The 19,193-nt window shown below is 73.3% G+C and carries 5 protein-coding genes and 1 pseudogene; 5 read left to right on the top strand and 1 reads right to left on the bottom strand.

Annotated features, from left to right (window positions below; all coding sequences use genetic code 11):
* Nucleotides 1–200: 200 nt before the first annotated feature.
* From OHQ87_RS15310 to OHQ87_RS15300, 3 genes are all read left to right on the top strand, one after another.
* Complete coding sequence (locus OHQ87_RS15310) at nucleotides 201–1,289, top strand: NYN domain-containing protein (protein WP_328338442.1); 1,089 nt, start codon at nucleotides 201–203, stop codon at nucleotides 1,287–1,289.
* A gap of 75 nt (nucleotides 1,290–1,364) precedes the next feature.
* Entirely contained in the window at nucleotides 1,365–1,583 is a 219-nt protein-coding gene (locus OHQ87_RS15305; RefSeq protein ID WP_067305065.1) for a hypothetical protein, read from the top strand.
* 323 nt (nucleotides 1,584–1,906) lie between these two features.
* Nucleotides 1,907–3,172 (top strand): family 16 glycosylhydrolase, encoded by a 1,266-nt coding sequence (locus OHQ87_RS15300; protein ID WP_328338437.1) that lies wholly within the window; start codon nucleotides 1,907–1,909, stop codon nucleotides 3,170–3,172.
* Nucleotides 3,173–3,291: 119 nt separating this feature from the next.
* Here OHQ87_RS15300 and OHQ87_RS15295 read toward each other — a convergent pair whose 3' ends face one another.
* Entirely contained in the window at nucleotides 3,292–4,230 is a 939-nt protein-coding gene (locus OHQ87_RS15295; protein WP_328338435.1) for an SMP-30/gluconolactonase/LRE family protein, read from the bottom strand.
* Nucleotides 4,231–4,589: 359 nt separating this feature from the next.
* Here OHQ87_RS15295 and OHQ87_RS15290 point away from each other — a divergent pair.
* Nucleotides 4,590–10,028 (top strand): annotated as a pseudogene (locus OHQ87_RS15290) (SDR family NAD(P)-dependent oxidoreductase); the annotation flags it as partial.
* A 47-nt stretch (nucleotides 10,029–10,075) separates the two neighbouring features.
* Complete coding sequence (locus tag OHQ87_RS15285; RefSeq protein WP_328338432.1) at nucleotides 10,076–19,165, top strand: type I polyketide synthase; 9,090 nt, start codon at nucleotides 10,076–10,078, stop codon at nucleotides 19,163–19,165.
* Nucleotides 19,166–19,193: the final 28 nt, after the last annotated feature.

The following is a 19,193-nucleotide window of genomic DNA, read 5'->3' as shown; positions in this document are numbered from 1 at the left end:
CCACCCACCCACCCACCCACCCACCCACCCACCCACCCACCCACCCACCCACCCACCCCCTCCGGAGACCTCCGGCGATCAAGAGAATTGCGTCAGGTCCCGTCCGGCGGGTGACCTTTTCCTCTTGATCACCGGGCGTCGTCGGGGTGGGGAGCGCGTGGCGGGGTGGTGGGGGGAGGGGGTGGGACTAGGGTGGTCGGGTGGATCAAGAGGATCGGATCGCGCTCTTTCTCGACTACGAGAACCTGGCGCTGGGGGCGCGGGATCACCATGGCGGCCGGGCGTTCGACTTTCGGCCGATCGCCGACGCCCTGGCCGAGCGGGGTCGGGTGGTGGTGCGGCGGGCGTACGCCGACTGGTCGTACTTCGACGAGGACCGCCGGATGCTCACCCGCTCGCACGTCGAGTTGATCGAGATACCGCAGCGGATGGGGGCGTCCCGCAAGAACGCCGCCGACATCAAGATGGCGGTCGACGCGGTGGAGCTGGCCTTCGAGCGCGGCTACATCTCCACCTTCGTCATCTGCACCGGGGACAGCGACTTCACCCCGTTGGTGCACAAGCTCCGCGAACTCAACAAGCGGGTCATCGGGGTCGGGGTGGAGAAGTCCACCTCGGCGCTGCTCCCGCCCGCCTGCGACGAGTTCCTCTACTACGACCGGCTGGAGGGCGTCGACGTCCTGCCGGTCCGCGCCCGGCGTGGTCGTCCGGCCCGACCCGCGGAACCGCAGCAGGCGGACCATGCGGAGCAGGAACCGGTGGAGCCGGAGCGCCCGCCGGCCGCGGAGGAACCGGCCCGCGACGCCGACGCGCTCGCGGTGCTTGTCGCACAGACCGTCGCCGGCCTCCAGGGCAGCTCCGACGGCGAGGTGACCGCCTCCCGGCTCAAGCGCACCCTGCTGCGCAAGGATCCCACCTTCAGCGAGTCCGACTACGGTTTCCGTACCTTCGGCGAGCTGCTGCGCCACCTCGCCGGGCACAACGTCGTCGAGTTGGCAGAGGGGCCGGCCAAGGGCGATCCGGAGGTGTCGCTGCCCGAGCACGGCGACCAGGAGGTGGCCTTCGCACTGCTACGGACGGTGGTCGCGGAGCTGGCCGCGTCCGGCGGCCCGGTGGCGCTCTCCGGCCTCAAGAACCAGCTCCGCCGGGCCCGCCCCGAGTTCAGCGAGAAGAAGCTCGGCTACCGCAGTTTCCTCCAGTTCTGCAAGGCCGCCGCCACCGCCGACGAGGTCGCCTTGGCGTGGAGCGCGGAGGCCGACGACTACCTGCTCACCCCCCGGCAGGGGTGACTGCGAGGGTCCGGTGGGGGACCTCCACGAAGTCGTGACTCACGTTCCGGGGCCAATTTGCTATACGGTCGGCAAATGATGGTCGAGGAGCACTGGTGGAACGGTGACCCGAGCCCGCGCGGGCGGCGGGACGTGTACATCCGTACCGACGGGGAGGCCTGGGAGGTCCAGGCGCAGATCGGCGGGGCGTCGGGTCGCTCCCGCGTGCAGCAGTGCCCGAGCCGGGCGGCGGCGCTCATCCTCGCCGACGCCTGGCGTGGCAGCAACCCCTCCTGGCGCGGTCTGCACCGCTGACCGGCCGGCCGGCGGGCGGTCCGCACCGCGTCCCGCCCGCACCCGGCCCCCGGTCAGCCGCCCCCCGCCTCCAGTCACCCGGCCAACCGGCCGGTCCGGGCTGAGCGCCCCCTTCGGGGAGGCCCGCCCCCTTGCGACCGTCTCGCGCAACCCCCCTGATCACCGAAAGTGACTTCCTGGTCACGGTAGCCGATCGGCGTGGTCGAGGGTGACCGGTTAACTGTCAACATTCTTGACAGAATTCCGGGAAATCGACATCCTTCGTGGAGAGCGCTCTCCTTGACGTGCCCACCCGTCCCCGCTGTCGCCCGAAGGAGCCTCACGTGTTCGGAACCCGACCCACCCCACGGTCCCGATCCCTCGCCCATGCGGCGGTCGCACTCGTCACCGTCGCCGCCGCGCTGGTCCTGCCGGCCCAGGCCGAGCCCGCCTCGGCCGCCATCGGCGGCATCACCTGGCAGGACGAGTTCAACGCCTCCGCCGGCACCCCCGTCGACCAGAACAGATGGCGCTTCGACATCGGTGGCGGCGGTTGGGGCAACAACGAGCGGCAGTACTACACCAACAGCACCAGCAACGCCGTCCACGACGGGCAGGGCAACCTGGTCATCACCGCCCGCAAGGAGAACCCGGCCAACTACCAGTGCCACTACGGCCGGTGCGAGTACACCTCGGCCCGGCTGCTCACCGCCGCCACCTTCAACCAGGCGTACGGCCGGTTCGAGGCCCGCATCAAGATCCCGCGCGGTCAGGGCATCTGGCCGGCGTTCTGGATGCTCGGCAACGACATGGGCAGCGCCGGCTGGCCCGCCGCCGGTGAGATCGACATCATGGAGAACATCGGCCGGGAGCCGAACACGGTCTACGGCACCGTGCACGGCCCCGGTTACTCCGGCGGAGGCGGCATCACCGGCAGCCGTACCATCGGCCAGCCCCTGGCCGACACCTTCCACACCTACCGGGTGGACTGGGAGCCGAACCTGATCGTCTGGTACCTCGACGGTGTCGAGTACCACCGCGTCGACCCGTCCCGGCTCGGCGGCAACCGCTGGGTCTACGACCACCCGTTCTTCATGATCCTCAATGTGGCGGTGGGCGGGAACTGGCCCGGCTACCCCGACGGCTCCACCCAGTTCCCCCAACAGATGCTCGTGGACTACGTCCGGGTCTCCGGCTACGTGCCCGGTGGGGGCAACCCGCCGTCCGGCACCACCCGGATCCGGGGCGCGCAGAGCGGCCGGTGCATCGACATCCCGAGCTCCAACCCGGTGGACGGGGCCAAGCTCCAGATCTGGGACTGCAACACCAGCGCCGCCCAGGCCTGGACTTTCGCCGGTGACGGCACCGTCCGCGCGATGGGCAAGTGCATGGACCCGGCCTGGGCCGGCACCGCGAACGGCACCGAGGTCAACCTGGTCACCTGCAACGGCAACCCGGCCCAGCGGTTCACCCTGAACGGCGCCGGGGACCTGGTCAACCTCAGCGCCAACCGGTGCGTCGACGTGCGCGACCAGAACCCCAACAACGGCGGCAAACTGCACCTGTGGGACTGCCTCGGGGTGAGCAGCCAGAAGTGGTCCCGGGCCTGACCGACCCGGGTTCCGCCGGGCCGGCCACCGCCGGCCCGGCGGTCGACCACCGCGGCGGTCCCCCGCGGTAGGAGCCCCGGGGGTACCCGCGGCATCCGCGCGTACCCCCGGGGTGGTGGTCAGGCCGGGCGGACCGCGACGATCGTGTACGGCGTGGTCGGCGTCGGCGTCGTGGTGAAGCGGGCATTCGGCAGGTAGAGCCGCCCGAACGCGCTGGCGACGGTGGTCGGCACGTCGAAGTCCGGATCGGTGAGCGTCCCGGTGACGGTGCCGGCGGTGCCCGCCTGGTTCAGCGTGACCACGGTGACCTGCTGCAGCCGGTTCTGCACCACGTAGAGGGTGCGGCCGTCGCGCAGCAGCCCGTCACCCGCGACGAACGAGTGCCCGGGTACGTCCACCACGGTGGTCACCCCGGTGCCCGGGTCCACCCGGAACAGGCTCCCGGTGCTGGACTGCACCACGATCAACGCCCGGCCGTCCGGGGTGTCCGCGATGCCGTTGACGTTTATCGCATCGGCGACCTGCTGGTAGGCCCCGGTCAGCGGCACCGCCGTGACGGCGTCGGCGGCGGGCGGCGCCCCGTGCCGGCCGAACGGCACCCGGTAGAGGACCGGCTGGTACGAGTCGGTGAACCAGGCGGCGTCGGCGGTGAGCACGACGTCGTTGACGAAGCTGGGTGCGCCGGCGAGCTGGTAGCTCGCCAGGACCCGCCCCGTCCGGGTGTCGACCACCCGGGCGTCCCCGGCGGTGCCACCGGCGACGAAGAGCCGGCCCTGCCGGTCGACCTTCAGGCCGAGCGACGGGGTGCCGGTCGGCGGGCTGAGCTGGCTGCCGCGACCGGTCACCAGGTCGACCCGCTGGATCGCGCCGGTGGCGCGGGAGCCGAGATAGGCGTACCGACCGGCGGTGGCGATGCCCTCGGGCTGGAAGCCGTCGGGCAGGGCGATGACGTCGGGGAGGCGCTGCGCCGGGTGGGCCTGCGCCGGCGACACCGCGACCGTGGTCAGCAGCGTGCCGGTCAGGGCGAGGGCGAGGGTGGTCCGGAGGCGTCTGTTCACTGTGCTCCTTCGGGCCGGCAGGCCCGCACCGGCGGTGATCCGCGCCGTGCCGGGGCTGCCGAGGGTCGGTGGGGCCAGGACGCTTCCGACTCTAGTCCGCCCGCCGGTCGGTGCCCGGCGAGCAACCCCAGCCCACCGCCGCCGCACCACTGTCGACAGTCGAGGTCGGACCACCAGGGCCTAGGGGGCGCTCTGGGGGCGGTAAGGGGTCTAGGGGTGCGTCGGGCCGCCGTAGGGTCATCGCGGAACAACCAACAATGCCTGAAGAAGCTCTCTGTTTCGACAATTGCCGCCGCGCTGACCCGTGAGTCGATATTGGCCCGGGTCTGTCCGGCTGGGGCTAGTGGCGGGAGACGTAGATGGAGAACGAGGAGAAGCTTCTCGGGTATCTGAAGCGGGCCACCACCGATCTGCGCGAGGCCCGCCGGCAGCTGCGTCAGGCCGAGCGCCGGGAGTACGACCCGATCGCGATCGTGGGAATGAGCTGCCGTTTCCCCGGCGGCGTGGACAGCCCGGCGGCGCTGTGGCAGCTCCTGCTCGACGGCACGGACGCGGTCTCCGACTTTCCCGACGACCGGGGCTGGAACGTCGAGGAAATCTACGACCCCGACGATTCCAAGGCCGGCAAGACGTACGCGAAAACCGGCGGGTTCCTGGCCGACGCCGCGCAATTCGATCCCGCATTCTTCGGCATTTCCCCGCGCGAGGCGATCGCCATGGACCCGCAGCAGCGGCTGGTGCTGGAGGCGTCCTGGGAGGCATTCGAATCGGCCGGCATCGACCCGGTCTCGGCGCGCGGCAGTCGTACCGGGGTGTTCGCCGGGATGATGTACCACGAATACTCGAGCCGGCTGCCGGTGGTGCCCGCCGAGTTGGAGGGCTTCATCGGCAACGGCAACACCGGCAGCATCCTCTCCGGCCGGGTCGCCTATGTGCTGGGCCTCGAAGGCCCGGCGATCACAGTGGACACCGCCTGCTCGTCCTCGCTTGTCGCGCTGCACCTGGCGATCCAGTCGCTGCGCCGCGAGGAGTGCACGCTGGCGTTGGCCGGTGGGGTGACCGTGATGGCCACCCCGGAGACGTTCGTCGACTTCAGCCGGCAGCGGGGTCTGGCCGCCGACGGCCGGTGCAAGCCGTTCGCCGCCGCCGCCGACGGCACCGGCTGGGCCGAGGGTGTCGGGATGCTGCTCGTCGAACGCCTCAGCGACGCCCAACGCCACGGGCACCGGGTGCTGGCAGTGGTCCGGGGCACCGCGGTCAACCAGGACGGCGCCAGCAGCGGCCTCACCGCCCCCAACGGCCCGTCGCAGCGCCGGGTCATCGCCGACGCCCTGGCGAACGCCCGGCTCACCGCCGACCAGGTGGACGCCGTCGAGGCGCACGGGACCGGCACCAGGCTCGGTGACCCGATCGAGGCACAGGCGATCCTCGCCACCTACGGCCGGGACCGGGAGCAGCCGCTCTTGCTGGGCTCGGTGAAGTCCAACCTGGGGCACACCCAGGCCGCCGCCGGGGTCGCCGGGGTGATCAAGATGGTGCTGGCGATGCGGTACGGCGTACTGCCCCGCACCCTGCACGTCGACCGGCCCACCCCGCACGTCGACTGGACGGCCGGCGACGTCCGGCTGCTCACCGAGGCCGTCGAGTGGCCGGCGACGGGGCGACCCCGACGGGCGGCCGTGTCGTCCTTCGGGCTCAGCGGCACCAACTCCCACGTGGTGCTGGAGCAGGCCCCACCGGTCGAGGACGCCGAGCCGGTCGAGGTCTCGGCACCACCGGTGCTGCTCTGGCCGCTGTCGGGCCGGTCGGCGGCGGCGCTGGCCGGGCAGGCGGACCGGCTGCGGGAGTTCCTGACCGACGAACGACCGGCGGACGTCGGGTTCTCTCTCGGCACCGGCCGGTCGGCAATGGAGTTCCGTGGCCTGGCCGTCGGCGCGGAGACGGCCGACCTGGTGCCGGGGCTGGACGCCCTGGCCGCCGGCAGTGGTGTGGCGGGTCGGGTGACCACCGGTCGGACGGCGGTGTTGTTCACCGGTCAGGGTGCGCAGCGGGTGGGGATGGGTCGTGAGCTGGCGGGTGCGTTCCCGGTGTTCGCCGCCGCGTTGGACGAGGTGTGCGGCACGTTCACGCCGATGCTCGGTGGTGATTTGCGGGAGGTGATGTTCGCCGATCCGGATGGTGTGTTGGATCGGACGGGGTGGACGCAGCCGGCGTTGTTCGCGGTTGAGGTGGCGTTGTTCCGGTTGGCCGAGTCGTGGGGTTTGAGGCCGGATTTCGTGGCGGGTCATTCGATTGGTGAGTTGGCTGCGGCGTATGTGGCGGGGGTGTGGTCCCTCGATGATGCGTGTCGGGTGGTGGCGGCGCGGGGCAGGTTGATGCAGGCGCTGCCGGCTGGTGGGGCGATGTTGGCGATCGCGGCTCCGTTGGCGGAGTTGGATCTTGGTGACGTGGACGTGGCGGCGGTGAACGGCCCCCGGGCGGTGGTGGTGTCGGGCACCGAGGAGCGGATTGCCGTGTTGGAGGCGTCGCTTGGGGTGAAGACGCGTCGGTTGCGGGTGTCGCATGCGTTCCATTCGCATCTGATGGATCCGATGCTGGCTGAGTACGGGCGGGTGTTGGACGGGGTGACCGCGAACCCGGCGACGGTCCCGTTGGTGTCGACCGTGACCGGTGAGCTGGCTGGGGACGACGAGTTGGGTTCGGCTGCCTATTGGCGGGGTCAGGTGCGGGGGACGGTGCGGTTCGCGGATGCGGTCGCCGCGTTGGCTGCTCGTGGGGTGACCCGGTTCGTGGAGATCGGGCCGGACAGTGTGCTCACCGCCATGGTGGGCGAGTGTGTCGAGGATGCGGTGGCGGTTCCGTTGCAGCGGCGTCCGAGGGGCCGGGGGGAGGCCGGCGGTACCGCTGGGGTGCAGGGGCAGGACGAGGGACAGGTGGAGGTGTACGCCACCGGGATGGCCCAGGCGTGGGTCAGTGGGATCGACCTGGACTGGGCGGCGGTCAACCCGGGAGGCCGGCAGATCGACCTGCCCACCTACGCCTTCCAACACCAGCGGTACTGGCTCGACGTTCCCCCCGGCAGTGGTGACACCGCCGGGCTCGGTCAACTGCCCGCCGACCATCCGATGCTCGGTGCGGTCGTCGACCTGCCCGGCACCGACGGGGTGGTGCTCACCGGCCGACTCTCCCGCACCGCCCAACCATGGCTCGCCGACCACGCGGTGTTCGACACCGTCCTCGTCCCCGGCACCGGGCTGGTCGAACTCGCCCTGCGCGCCGGTGACCAGGTGGGCTGCCCGGTCCTCGACGAGTTGACCATCGGTGCGCCGCTTGTGCTCCCCGCCGACGGCGGCCTGGCCCTGCGGGTCACGGTCGACGCCACCGACGACAGCGGGGCCCGTACCCTCGGCATCTGGAGCCGGCCCGACGACGCGGCCGACGACACCGACTGGACCCGGCACGCCGAAGGGGTCCTGGTCCGGCAGGCCGGGGCCGACCCGGCCGCCGCCGACCTGTCCGAGTGGCCGCCCGCCGGGGCCGAACCCGTCGACCTCGACGGCCTCTACGAGCGGCTGCGCGACCACGGCTACGGCTACGGGCCGGTGTTCCAGGGGCTGCGCGCGGTGTGGCGGCGCGGCGACGGCGACGCCACCGAGCTCTGGGCCGAGGCGGCACTGCCCGACGTGGCCGTGGCCGACGCCGCCCAGTTCCTGCTGCACCCGGCGCTGCTCGACGCGGCCCTGCACGCCAACCTGCTCGACGAGGGCGCGGGCGACACCCCGCTGCCGTTCTCCTGGCGCGGGGTCACCCTGCATGCCGCGCACGCCAGCACCCTGCGGCTGAGGATATCCCCGGCCGCCGCCGACAAACTGGCCGTCACCGTCGCCGACGGGCAGGGCAACCCGGTCGCCACCATCGAGCAGCTGGTGGTCCGGCCGGTCGCCGCCGACGCCCTCGGCGACGCCGCCCGCAGCCGGCACCGCCACCTGTACGAGGTGGTCTGGCAGCCCGTCCCCGCACCGGACGTCGCCGCCGACGGCTGGACCCTGGTCGACGTCGACGCGGAACTGCCCGAACCGGCGGCCGACACCGTCGTGGTCACCCTGGATCCGCCCGGCCCGGCCCCGGCCGCCGTGCACCGGGCCACCGAACAGCTGCTGGGGCTGCTGCGCCGCTGGCTCACCCACCCGGGGTACGCCGACAGCACGCTGGTCCTGCTCACCCGCAACGCGGTCGGGGCCGGCGACACCCCGGTCGACCCCGCCTCGGCGGCGAGGTGGGGGCTGGTCCGGGCCGCCGAGGCCGAACACCCCGGCCGGTTCGTGCTCGTCGACACCGACGTAACCGACCCCGGCACCGCACACCTCGCGGCGGCGCTGGCCACCGGTGAACCCGAGCTGGCCGTCCGGGACGGCCAGCTACTGGTGCCCCGGCTGACCCGGTTGGCCGTCGACACCACCGCCGGCAGCCGGTGGCCCGCCGACGGCACCGTCCTGATCACCGGTGGCCTCGGCGGGCTGGGCAGCCTCGTCGCCCGGCACCTGGTCACCCGGCACGGCGTACGCCGGCTGCTGTTGACCGGGCGCAGCGGCGCGGCCACGCCCGGCGCGGCGGAACTGGTCGCGGACCTCACCGCCGCCGGCGCCGACGTGACGGTCGCCGCCTGCGACGTCGCCGACCGGGACGCGGTCGCCACACTGCTGGCCGAGCACCCGGTCGGTGCCGTGGTGCACGCCGCCGGCACCGCCGAGAACGCGCTTGTCGACGCCCTCACCCCGGAACAACTGCACCGGGTGCTGCGGCCCAAGGTGGACGCCGCCTGGCATCTGCACGACCTCACCCGCGACCGCGAGCTGACCGCCTTCGTGCTCTTCTCCTCGTCGGCCGGTTGGGTGGCCGGCGCCGGTCAGGGCAACTACGCCGCAGCGAACCTCTTCCTCGACGCGCTCGCCCAACGCCGCCACGCCGACGGACTGCCCGCCACCTCGCTGGCCTTCGGCCTCTGGGCGACCGGCACCGGGATGGGCGGTCACCTCGACGACGCCGACCTGCACCGGATGAGCCGGCTCGGGATGCCGGCGATGAGCACCGACGAGGGGCTGGAACTCTTCGACGCGGCGGTCGCCACCGACCGGGCCACAGTCGTACCGGTGCGGGTCGACCTGGACGCGTTGCGGCGGCGCACCGACACGCTGCCCGCCGTGCTGCGCGGCCTGGTCCGCACCCCGGCCCGGCCCACCGCCACCGCCACCGCCACCGCCAGCGGCGGCGCGGCGGCCGGTGGCCCGGCGCTGGCCCAGCGGCTCGCCGGTCTCTCCGACGCGGACCGGGACACCCTGCTGCTCGACCTGGTCCGCACGCACGCCGCCACCGTGCTGGGTTTCCCCGGCCCGGCCTCGGTGGAACCCGGCCGGGCGTTCAAGGACCTCGGCTTCGACTCCCTCGCCGCCGTCGAGTTCCGCAACGTGCTCAGCACCGTCACCGGGCTGCGGCTGCCCGCCACCCTCGTCTTCGACCACCCCGAACCCGCCACCCTGGCCCGCGCGCTGAAGGCCGAGCTGGTGGTGCCCGACGTCGACCCGGCCGGTGTGGTACTCGCCGATCTCGACCGGCTGGAGAAGGCCCTGACCGGGGTGCCCGACGACGAGCACGCCCGGATCACGGCCCGGCTGGAGGCGGTGCTGCGTGGCTGGCAGGACCGGGCCGGCGACTCCGACGACGACACCCCGAACGACTACGAGTCCGCCACCGACGAGGAACTGTTCGACGTGCTGCAGAACGAGCTCGGCATCTCCTGAGGACAGCCCCCGACGAAACCTGCGGCGCGCGAAGATTGGTGTGAACGATGGCGAACGACGACAAGCTCCGGACCTTCCTCAAGCGCGCCACCGCCGAACTGCAACAGGCCAACCGGCGGCTGCGTGAGGTGGAGGGCCGGGACCAGGAGCCGATCGCGATCGTCGGCATGGGCTGCCGTTACCCCGGCGGGGTCCGGTCGCCGGAGGACCTGTGGCGGCTCGTCGAGGACGGCACCGACGCCATCTCCGGCTTCCCCACCGGTCGGGGCTGGGACGTCGACGGCGTCTACGACCCGGAACCCGGCAAGCCCGGCAAGAGCTACACCCGCCAGGGCGGCTTCCTCCACGACGCCGCCGACTTCGACCCGGGCTTCTTCGGGATGAGCCCCCGGGACGCGGTGGAGACCGACCCGCAGCAGCGGCTGCTGCTGGAGACGTCCTGGGAGGCGTTCGAGCACGGCGGCATCGACCCGATCGCCCTGAAGGGCAGCGCCACCGGCGTCTTCGTCGGCGTGATGCACCACGACTACGTCGACAGCACCACCTCCGGCAGCCTCGTCTCCGGCCGGGTCGCGTACCACCTGGGCCTGGAGGGGCCGGCGATCACCGTCGACACCGCCTGCTCGTCGTCGTCGGTGGCGATGCACCTGGCCTGCCAGTCGCTGCGCAAGGAGGAGTGCGGGCTTGCCCTGGCCGGCGGGGTCGCCGTGATGGCCACCCCACAGCTCTTCGTCGAGTTCAGCAAGCAACGCGCCCTGTCCCCGGACGGCCGGTGCCGCTCCTTCGGCGACGGGGCCGACGGCGCGGCCTGGTCCGAGGGGGTCGGCGTGCTGGTGCTGGAACGCCTCTCCGACGCGCGGCGCAACGGTCACCGGGTGTACGGGGTGATCCGGGGTTCGGCGGTGAACCAGGACGGTGCGTCGAACGGGTTGACCGCGCCGAACGGGCCGGCGCAGCAGCGGGTGATCCGGGCGGCGCTGGCCAACGCCCGGCTCTCCGTGGCCGACGTGGACGTGGTCGAGGCGCACGGGACCGGCACCACCCTGGGTGACCCGATCGAGGCCCAGGCGCTGCTGGCCACCTACGGCCGGGACCGGGAACGACCGCTCCTCCTCGGTTCGATCAAGTCGAACATCGGGCACGCCCAGGCCGCCGCCGGGGTCGCCGGGGTGATCAAGATGGTGATGGCGATGCGGTACGGGACGCTGCCGCGCACCCTGCACGCAGAAACGCCGTCCCGGCAGGTCGACTGGGACGCTGGGAACGTCCGGCTGCTCACCGAGCCGGTCGACTGGCCGACGGCCGACCGACCGCGCCGGGCCGGGGTGTCGGCGTTCGGCATCAGCGGCACCAACGTGCACCTCATCGTCGAGCAGGCCCCGCCCGTCGAGGACGCCGAGCCGGGGCCGACCCCGCCGGTCACCCTCTGGCCGGTGTCGGCGCGCTCCCCCGAGGGAGTGGCCCGACAGGCCGCCCGGATCGCGGAGTTCGCCGCCGGCACCGACGCGCGTCCGGTCGACGTCGGGTTCTCGCTCGGTGCGGGCCGGGCCGGGTTGGAGTTCCGTGGAGTGGCGGTCGGCCGGCAGGCGACCGAGCTGTCCGCCGGGCTGGAGACCCTGGCCGCCGGCAGTGGTGTGTCGGGTCGGGTGGTCGCTGGTCGGACGGCGGTGTTGTTCACCGGTCAGGGTGCGCAGCGGGTGGGGATGGGTCGTGGGTTGGCGGAGGCGTTCCCGGTGTTCGCCGCCGCGTTGGATGAGGTGTGCAGCACGTTCACGCCGTTGCTCGGTGGTGACCTGCGTGAGGTGATGTTCGCCGATCCGGGTGGTGTGTTGGATCGGACGGGGTGGACGCAGCCGGCGTTGTTCGCGGTCGAGGTGGCGTTGTTCCGCCTCGCCGAGTCGTGGGGGTTGAAGCCGGATTTCGTGGCGGGTCATTCGATTGGTGAGTTGGCTGCGGCGTACGTGGCGGGGGTGTGGTCGCTGGAGGACGCGTGTCGGGTGGTGGCGGCGCGGGGTGGGTTGATGCAGGCGTTGCCGGCGGGTGGGGCGATGCTCGCCATCGCCGCGCCTCTCGACGAGTTGGATCTCGGTGACGTGGACGTGGCGGCGGTGAACGGTCCCCGGGCGGTGGTGGTGTCGGGTACCGAGGAGCAGATCGCCACGCTCGAAGCGTCGCTTGAGGTGAAGACGCGTCGGTTGCGGGTGTCGCACGCGTTTCATTCGCATCTGATGGATCCGATGCTGGCCGACTACGGGCGGGTGTTGGAGACGGTCACCGCCGATTCGGCCGCCATCGGGCTGATCTCCACTGCGACCGGTGAGCCGGCGACCGACGAACAGCTCGGTTCGGCCGCCTACTGGCAGGGTCAGGTGCGGGGGACGGTGCGGTTCGCCGACGCGGTCGCCGCGCTGGCGGCTCGTGGGGTGACCCGGTTCGTGGAGATCGGGCCGGACAGCGTGCTCACCGCCATGGTGGCCGACTGTGTGGACGACGTCGCCGCCATCGCGTTGCAACGTCGGGACCGCGACCAGGTCGACGCTTACGCCACCGGGATGGCCCAGGCGTGGACCACCGGTGCCGACCTCGACTGGGCGGCCGTGCACCCCGGCGCGCGGCAGGTCGACCTGCCCACCCACGCCTTCGCCCGCCAGCGCTACTGGTTGGAAGCACCCACCGCCGCACCGGCCACCGCCACCGACGGTTGGCGGTACCGGGTGGTGTGGCGGGACACCGACCTGCCCACCGGCCGGGAGCTGACCGGCGACTGGTGGATCGTCACGCCTGACGCACCCACCGACGACCCCCGGGCCGCCGCCGTAGCCGCCGCGCTCACCGCACGCGGTGCCACCGTGACCCGACTCGCCGTCGCCGACCTCACCGGCACCGACGGGGACACCGCGTCCGTGCTCACCGGCCGGAGCGTCCCCGCCGGGGTCGTGTCCCTGGTCGGCCTCGACGACGCCCCGGACCCGTACGACGCCGGGCTGTCCGCCGGGGTCACCGGGACCGTGCGCCTGGTGCAGGCCCTCGCCGCCGCCGGCTTCACCGGCCGGTTCTGGTGCCTCACCACAGGCGGGGTCGCCGTCGACCGGTACGAGGATCTGCCGCACGCCGCGCAGGCCGGGCTCTGGGGTCTCGGCACCGTGCTCTCCCTCGACTACCCGGGCTGGTGGGGCGGGCTGGCCGACCTGCCCGCCGACTGTACGTCCGACACCCTCGACCGGCTCGTCGACGTGCTCGCCGACGGTGGTGAGGACCAGGTCGCCCTGCGCACCGCCGGGGTGCTGGCCCGGCGGATGGTCCGCTGGCCGGCGGCCGGCAGCCCCGAGCGGCGCTGGCGGCCCACCGGAACGGTGCTTGTCACGGGCGGCACCGGCGGCATCGGCGCACACCTCACCGAATGGCTCCTCGACCAGGGCGCCGAGCGGGTGGTGCTGGCCAGCCGGCGCGGTCCGGCCGCCCCCGGGGCCGCCGACCTGGCCGCCCGGCTGCCCGGCGTACGGGTCGTCGCCTGCGACGTGGCCGACCGGGAGGCGGTCGCCGCCCTGCTCGACGGGATCGGCGACGACCTGACCGCCGTCTTCCACGCCGCCGGGGTGCTCTACGACCCCGCCCCGCTCGGCGAGACCGGTCTGGACGACTTCGCCGCCGTGTGCCGGGCCAAGGTGCTCGGCGCGACCCACCTCGACGCGCTGCTCGGCGACCGGCAGCTCGACGCGTTCGTGCTGTTCGCCTCCGGCGCGGCGGTCTGGGGCAGCGCCGGGCAGGCCGCCTACGGCACCGGCAACGCCTTCCTCGACGCCCTGGCCCACAGGCGTCGTCGCCGGGGTCGGACCGCCACCTCGGTGGCCTGGGGCACCTGGGGTGGTGGTGGCATGGTCGACGCCCTGGCCACCGAGCACCTCCTGCGGCAGGGCACCCCACCGATGGAGCCGCGCCTCGCCCTCGGGGCGTTGCAGCAGGTCCTCGACCACGACGAGAACCACCTCGTGGTCACCGACATCGACTGGGCCCGGTTCACCCCGGTCTACACCCTGGCCCGGCCCCGGCCGCTGCTCGCCGCGCTCCCCGAGGCCCGCCAGGCCCCGCCGGTCGCCGCCCCGAACGAGTCGGTCGACACCTCCGTACTGGCCGGGATGCCCGACGCCGAGCGGCTGCCGTACCTGCTGGACACCGTCCGCGCCCAGGTCGCCGCGGTCCTCGGGTACGACGTCGATGCCACCGTGGACGTCCAGCGGCCGTTCCGGGAACTCGGCTTCGACTCGCTGACCGCGGTGGAGCTGCGCAACGCCCTCGGTACGGCGGTCGGGCTGCGGTTGCCGGCCACCATGATCTACGACCACCCGACCCCCGCCGTGCTGGCCCGCCACCTGTACGACGAACTCGTCGGCACCACCGCCCCGGGCACCACCGCCCCGGGCACCGGCGGGCTCAGCCCCGACGAGCCGATCGCCATCATCGGGATGAGCTGCCGCTACCCGGGTGGGGTGCGGTCCCCGGAGGACCTCTGGCGGCTCGTCGACAGCGGCACCGACGCGATAAGCGCCTTCCCCGTCGACCGGGGCTGGGACTCCGACGCGCTCTTCGACGCCGACCCGGACCAGCCCGGCACCAGCTACGTCCGCTCCGGCGGTTTCGTCTACGAGGCGGGCGCGTTCGACGCCGAGTTCTTCGGTATCTCGCCCCGCGAGGCGATCGCCATGGACCCGCAGCAGCGGCTGATGCTCGAGGTCACCTGGGAGGCGTGCGAGCGGGCCGGACTGGACCCGGAGGAGCTGCGCGGCAGCCCGGTCGGGGTCTTCGTCGGCTCCGGCGCCCAGGACTACGGCGACCTGCTCGGCCTCGCCCCGGCCGAGTCGGAGGCGTACCTGAGCACCGGCAGCTCCGCGTCGGTGATCTCCGGCCGGGTGTCGTACGCCTTCGGCTTCGAGGGGCCGTCGATGACCGTCGACACGGCGTGTTCCTCGTCGCTCGTCGCGCTGCACCTGGCCAGCCAGGCGCTGCGGGCGGGGGAGTGCGGCACCGCCGTCGCCGGTGGGGTGCTGGTGATGTCGAACCCCACCCCGTTCGTGGCGTTCAGCAGGCAGCGGGGGCTCGCCCCGGACGGCCGGTGCAAGTCGTTCTCCGACGACGCCGACGGCACCGGCTGGTCCGAGGGGGTCGGCGTGCTGGTGCTGGAACGCCTCTCCGACGCGCGGCGCAACGGTCACCGGGTGTACGGGGTGATCCGGGGTTCGGCGGTGAACCAGGACGGTGCGTCGAACGGGTTGACCGCGCCGAACGGGCCGGCGCAGCAGCGGGTGATCCGGGCGGCTCTGGCCAACGCCCGGCTCACCCCCGACGAGGTCGACGCCGTCGAGGCGCACGGCACCGGCACCACCCTGGGTGACCCGATCGAGGCCCAGGCGCTGCTTGCCACCTACGGCCGGGAGCGGGACCGGCCGCTGTGGCTCGGTTCGATCAAGTCGAACATCGGGCACGCCCAGGCCGCCGCCGGCATGGCCGGGGTGATCAAGATGGTGATGGCGATGCGGCACGGCACGCTGCCGCGCACCCTGCACGCGCAGACGCCGTCCCGGCAGGTCGACTGGGCGGCCGGGGACGTCCGGCTGCTCAGCGACCCGGTCGACTGGCCGGCGACGGAGCGCCCCCGCCGGGCCGGGGTGTCGTCGTTCGGGATCAGCGGCACCAACGCGCACGTGATCGTCGAGGAGGCGCCGCCTGTCGAGTCCGCCGCGCCGGTCGAAGCCCCCGAACCGCCTGTGGTGCTCTGGCCGCTGTCCGCCCGGTCCGCCGGTGCGCTGGCCGGGCAGGCCGCCCGGCTCCGCGACGAACTGCCCGCCGACGTACGGCCGGTGGACGTCGGGCACTCCCTCGCCGCCGGCCGGGCCGCCCTGGACCACCGGGGTGTGGTCGTCGGTGGCACCGCCCCCGACCTCGCCCCCGGCCTGGAGGCGCTGGCCGTCGGGGCCGGCCTGTCGGGTCGGGTGACCACCGGTCGGACGGCGGTGTTGTTCACCGGTCAGGGTGCGCAGCGGGTCGGCATGGGTCGTGAGCTGGTGGACGCCTTCCCGGTGTTCGCCGCCGCGTTGGACGAGGTGTGTGCGGCGTTCGCTCCCTTGTTGGGTGGTGATCTGCGGGAGGTGATGTTCGCCGATCCGGATGGTGTGTTGGATCGGACGGGGTGGACGCAGCCGGCGTTGTTCGCGGTCGAGGTGGCCCTGTTCCGTCTGGCCCAGTCGTGGGGGTTGAAGCCGGATTTCGTGGCGGGTCATTCGATTGGTGAGTTGGCTGCGGCGTACGTGGCCGGGGTGTGGTCGCTGGAGGACGCGTGTCGGGTGGTGGCGGCGCGGGGTGGGTTGATGCAGGCGTTGCCGGCGGGTGGGGCGATGCTCGCCATCGCCGCGCCTCTCGACGAGTTGGATCTCGGTGACGTGGACGTGGCGGCGGTGAACGGTCCCCGGGCGGTGGTGGTGTCGGGTACCGAGGAGCAGATCGCCACGCTCGAAGCGTCGCTTGAGGTGAAGACGCGTCGGTTGCGGGTGTCGCACGCGTTTCATTCGCATCTGATGGATCCGATGCTGGCCGACTACGGGCGGGTGTTGGAGACGGTCACCGCCGATTCGGCCGCCATCGGGCTGATCTCCACTGCGACCGGTGAGCCGGCGACCGACGAACAGCTCGGTTCGGCCGCCTACTGGCAGGGTCAGGTGCGGGGGACGGTGCGGTTCGCCGACGCGGTCGCCGCGCTGGCCGCGCGGGGGGTGACCCGGTTCGTGGAGATCGGGCCGGACAGTGTGCTCACCGCCATGGCCGCCGACACCGTCGACGCCACCTGCATTCCGCTGCAACGCCGGGACCGCGACCAGGTCACCGCGTACGCCACCGGGATGGCCCAGGCGTGGGTCACCGGTGTCGACCTCGACTGGACGGCCATCCACCCCGGAGGCCGGCAGGTCGACCTGCCCACCTACCCCTTCCAGCACCAGCGCTACTGGATCGAGCCCGCCGCCGCCACCGTCGACATCGACGACGCCGACGGCGGGTTCTGGGACGCCGTCGACCGGGGCGACACCGGCCTGCTCGCCGACGGCCTCGGGGTGGCCCCCGGGGTGGTCACCGAGGTGCTGCCCGGCCTCGCCAGCTGGCGGGCCCGGCAGCGGGACGCGTCCACCGTGGACGACTGGCGCTACCGGGTGGTGTGGCGCTCCACCGAACTGCCCGACGGCGGGGAGCTGACCGGCACCTGGTGGCTCGTCGTACCGGCCGGCTCGACCGACGGGCAGCCGGGCGGACCCGCCGACCCCGCCGGCCACGAGGCGCGGGTACGGGCCATCGCCGACGGACTGGCCGCCCGGGGCGCCGACGTCGTCACCGTCACCGGCACCGAGCTGCCCGCCGGGGACACCCCCGCCGGGGTGCTCTCCCTGCTCGCCCTGGACGACACGCCCGACGCCACCGACGCCGGGCTCTCCGTCGGCGTCACCGACACCGTGGCGCTGATCCAGGCGCTCACCGCCACCGACTTCGCCGGCCGGATCTGGTGCCTCACCGCAGGCGGTGTCGCCGTCGACCGGTTCGAGGACCTGCCGCACCCCGCGCAGGGGGCGCTCTGGGGACTGGGCACCGTACTGTCCCTGGAGTACCCGCACTCCTGGGGTGGCCTGGTCGACCTGCCCACCGACTGGGCCGACGGGCACGTCGCGCGGCTCGCCGACGTCCTCGCCGCCGGCGCGGAGGACCAGGTGGCCGTCCGTACCGCCGGGGTGCTGGCCCGGCGGCTGGTCCGCTGGCCCGCCGCAGGCAGCCCCGAACGGCACTGGCGGCCCGCCGGCACCGTGCTGGTCACCGGCGGCACCGGTGGCATCGGCGGGCACCTCACCGAATGGCTGGTCGCGCAGGGCGCGGACCGGGTGGTGTTGGCCAGCCGGCGTGGTCCGGCGGCTCCCGGTGCGGCCGAGCTGGTGGCCCGGCTTCCGGGGGTCGAGGTGGTGGCGTGTGACGTGGCGGATCGGGAGGCGGTCGCTGCGCTCCTGGCCGACCTCGGTGACGGGCTGACCGCCGTGTTCCACGCCGCCGGCGTGCTGCACCAGGAGAAGTCGCTGCCGGAGACCAGCGTGGCGGACTTCGCCGAGGTGTGCCGGGCGAAGGTGCTCGGTGCGGTGCATCTGGACGAGTTGACGGCGGACCGGTCGTTGGACGCGTTCGTGGTGTTCTCGTCCGGGGCGGCGGTGTGGGGCAGTGCCGGGCAGGCGGGGTACGCCACGGCGAACGCGTACCTGGACGCGTTGGCGCACCGGCGGCGTAGCCGGGGCGCGGTCGCCACCTCGGTCGCCTGGGGCAGCTGGGCCGGCGGCGGGATGGCCGACGGGGAGGCCACCGCCCACCTGCGTCGGCAGGGCACCCCGCCGATGGACCCCCGGCTCGCCGTCCGGGCGCTCGGGCAGGCCCTCGACCACGACGAGAGTCACCTCGTCGTGGCCGACGTCGACTGGACCCGGTTCACCCCGATCTACACCCTGTCCCGGCCCCGGCCGCTGCTCGCCGCGCTCCCTGACGCCCAGCCGGAGACCGAACCGGCCACCCCGGTCGCCACGACCGGCGACCTCGCCGGCCGGCTCGCCGCGATGCCGTCCCCGGACCGCCTCGACACCGTCCTGGCGCTGGTCCGCGACCAGGTCGCCGCCGTCCTCGGGTACGCCTCCGGCGCCGACGTCGACCCCGAGCGGGCGTTCAAGGAGGCCGGCTTCGACTCGCTGACCGCCGTCGAGCTGCGCAACCGGCTCGCCACCGAGACCGCGCTGCGGTTGCCCGCCACCCTGGTCTTCGACCACCCGACCCCGACCGAGCTGGCCCAGCAACTGCTCACCGAGCTGGTGCCCGCCGACGCCGGGGGTGTCACCCTGCTCGACGACCTCGACCGGCTCCAGGCCGCGCTGTCCACCCTGGACGCCGACGCGGTGGCCGCCCTCGACGAGAGCACCCGGGCCGGGGTGGGGGAGCGGCTCAAGGCCCTGCTCGCGGCCTGGACCGCAGGTCAACGCCCGACCGAGGTCGCCAGCGTCACCGAGGATCTCGACACCGCCTCCGACGACGACCTCTTCGACTTCATCGACAGCAAGTTCGGCACCTCATGATCCGTCGGCTCCGTCCAGGAATGGGTTC

Source organism: Micromonospora sp. NBC_00421 (assembly GCF_036017915.1).
Taxonomy (GTDB): Bacteria; Actinomycetota; Actinomycetes; order Mycobacteriales; family Micromonosporaceae; genus Micromonospora.
The sequence above is the reverse complement of the archived record's forward strand: the minus strand, read 5'-3'. Positions and strand labels throughout refer to the sequence as shown.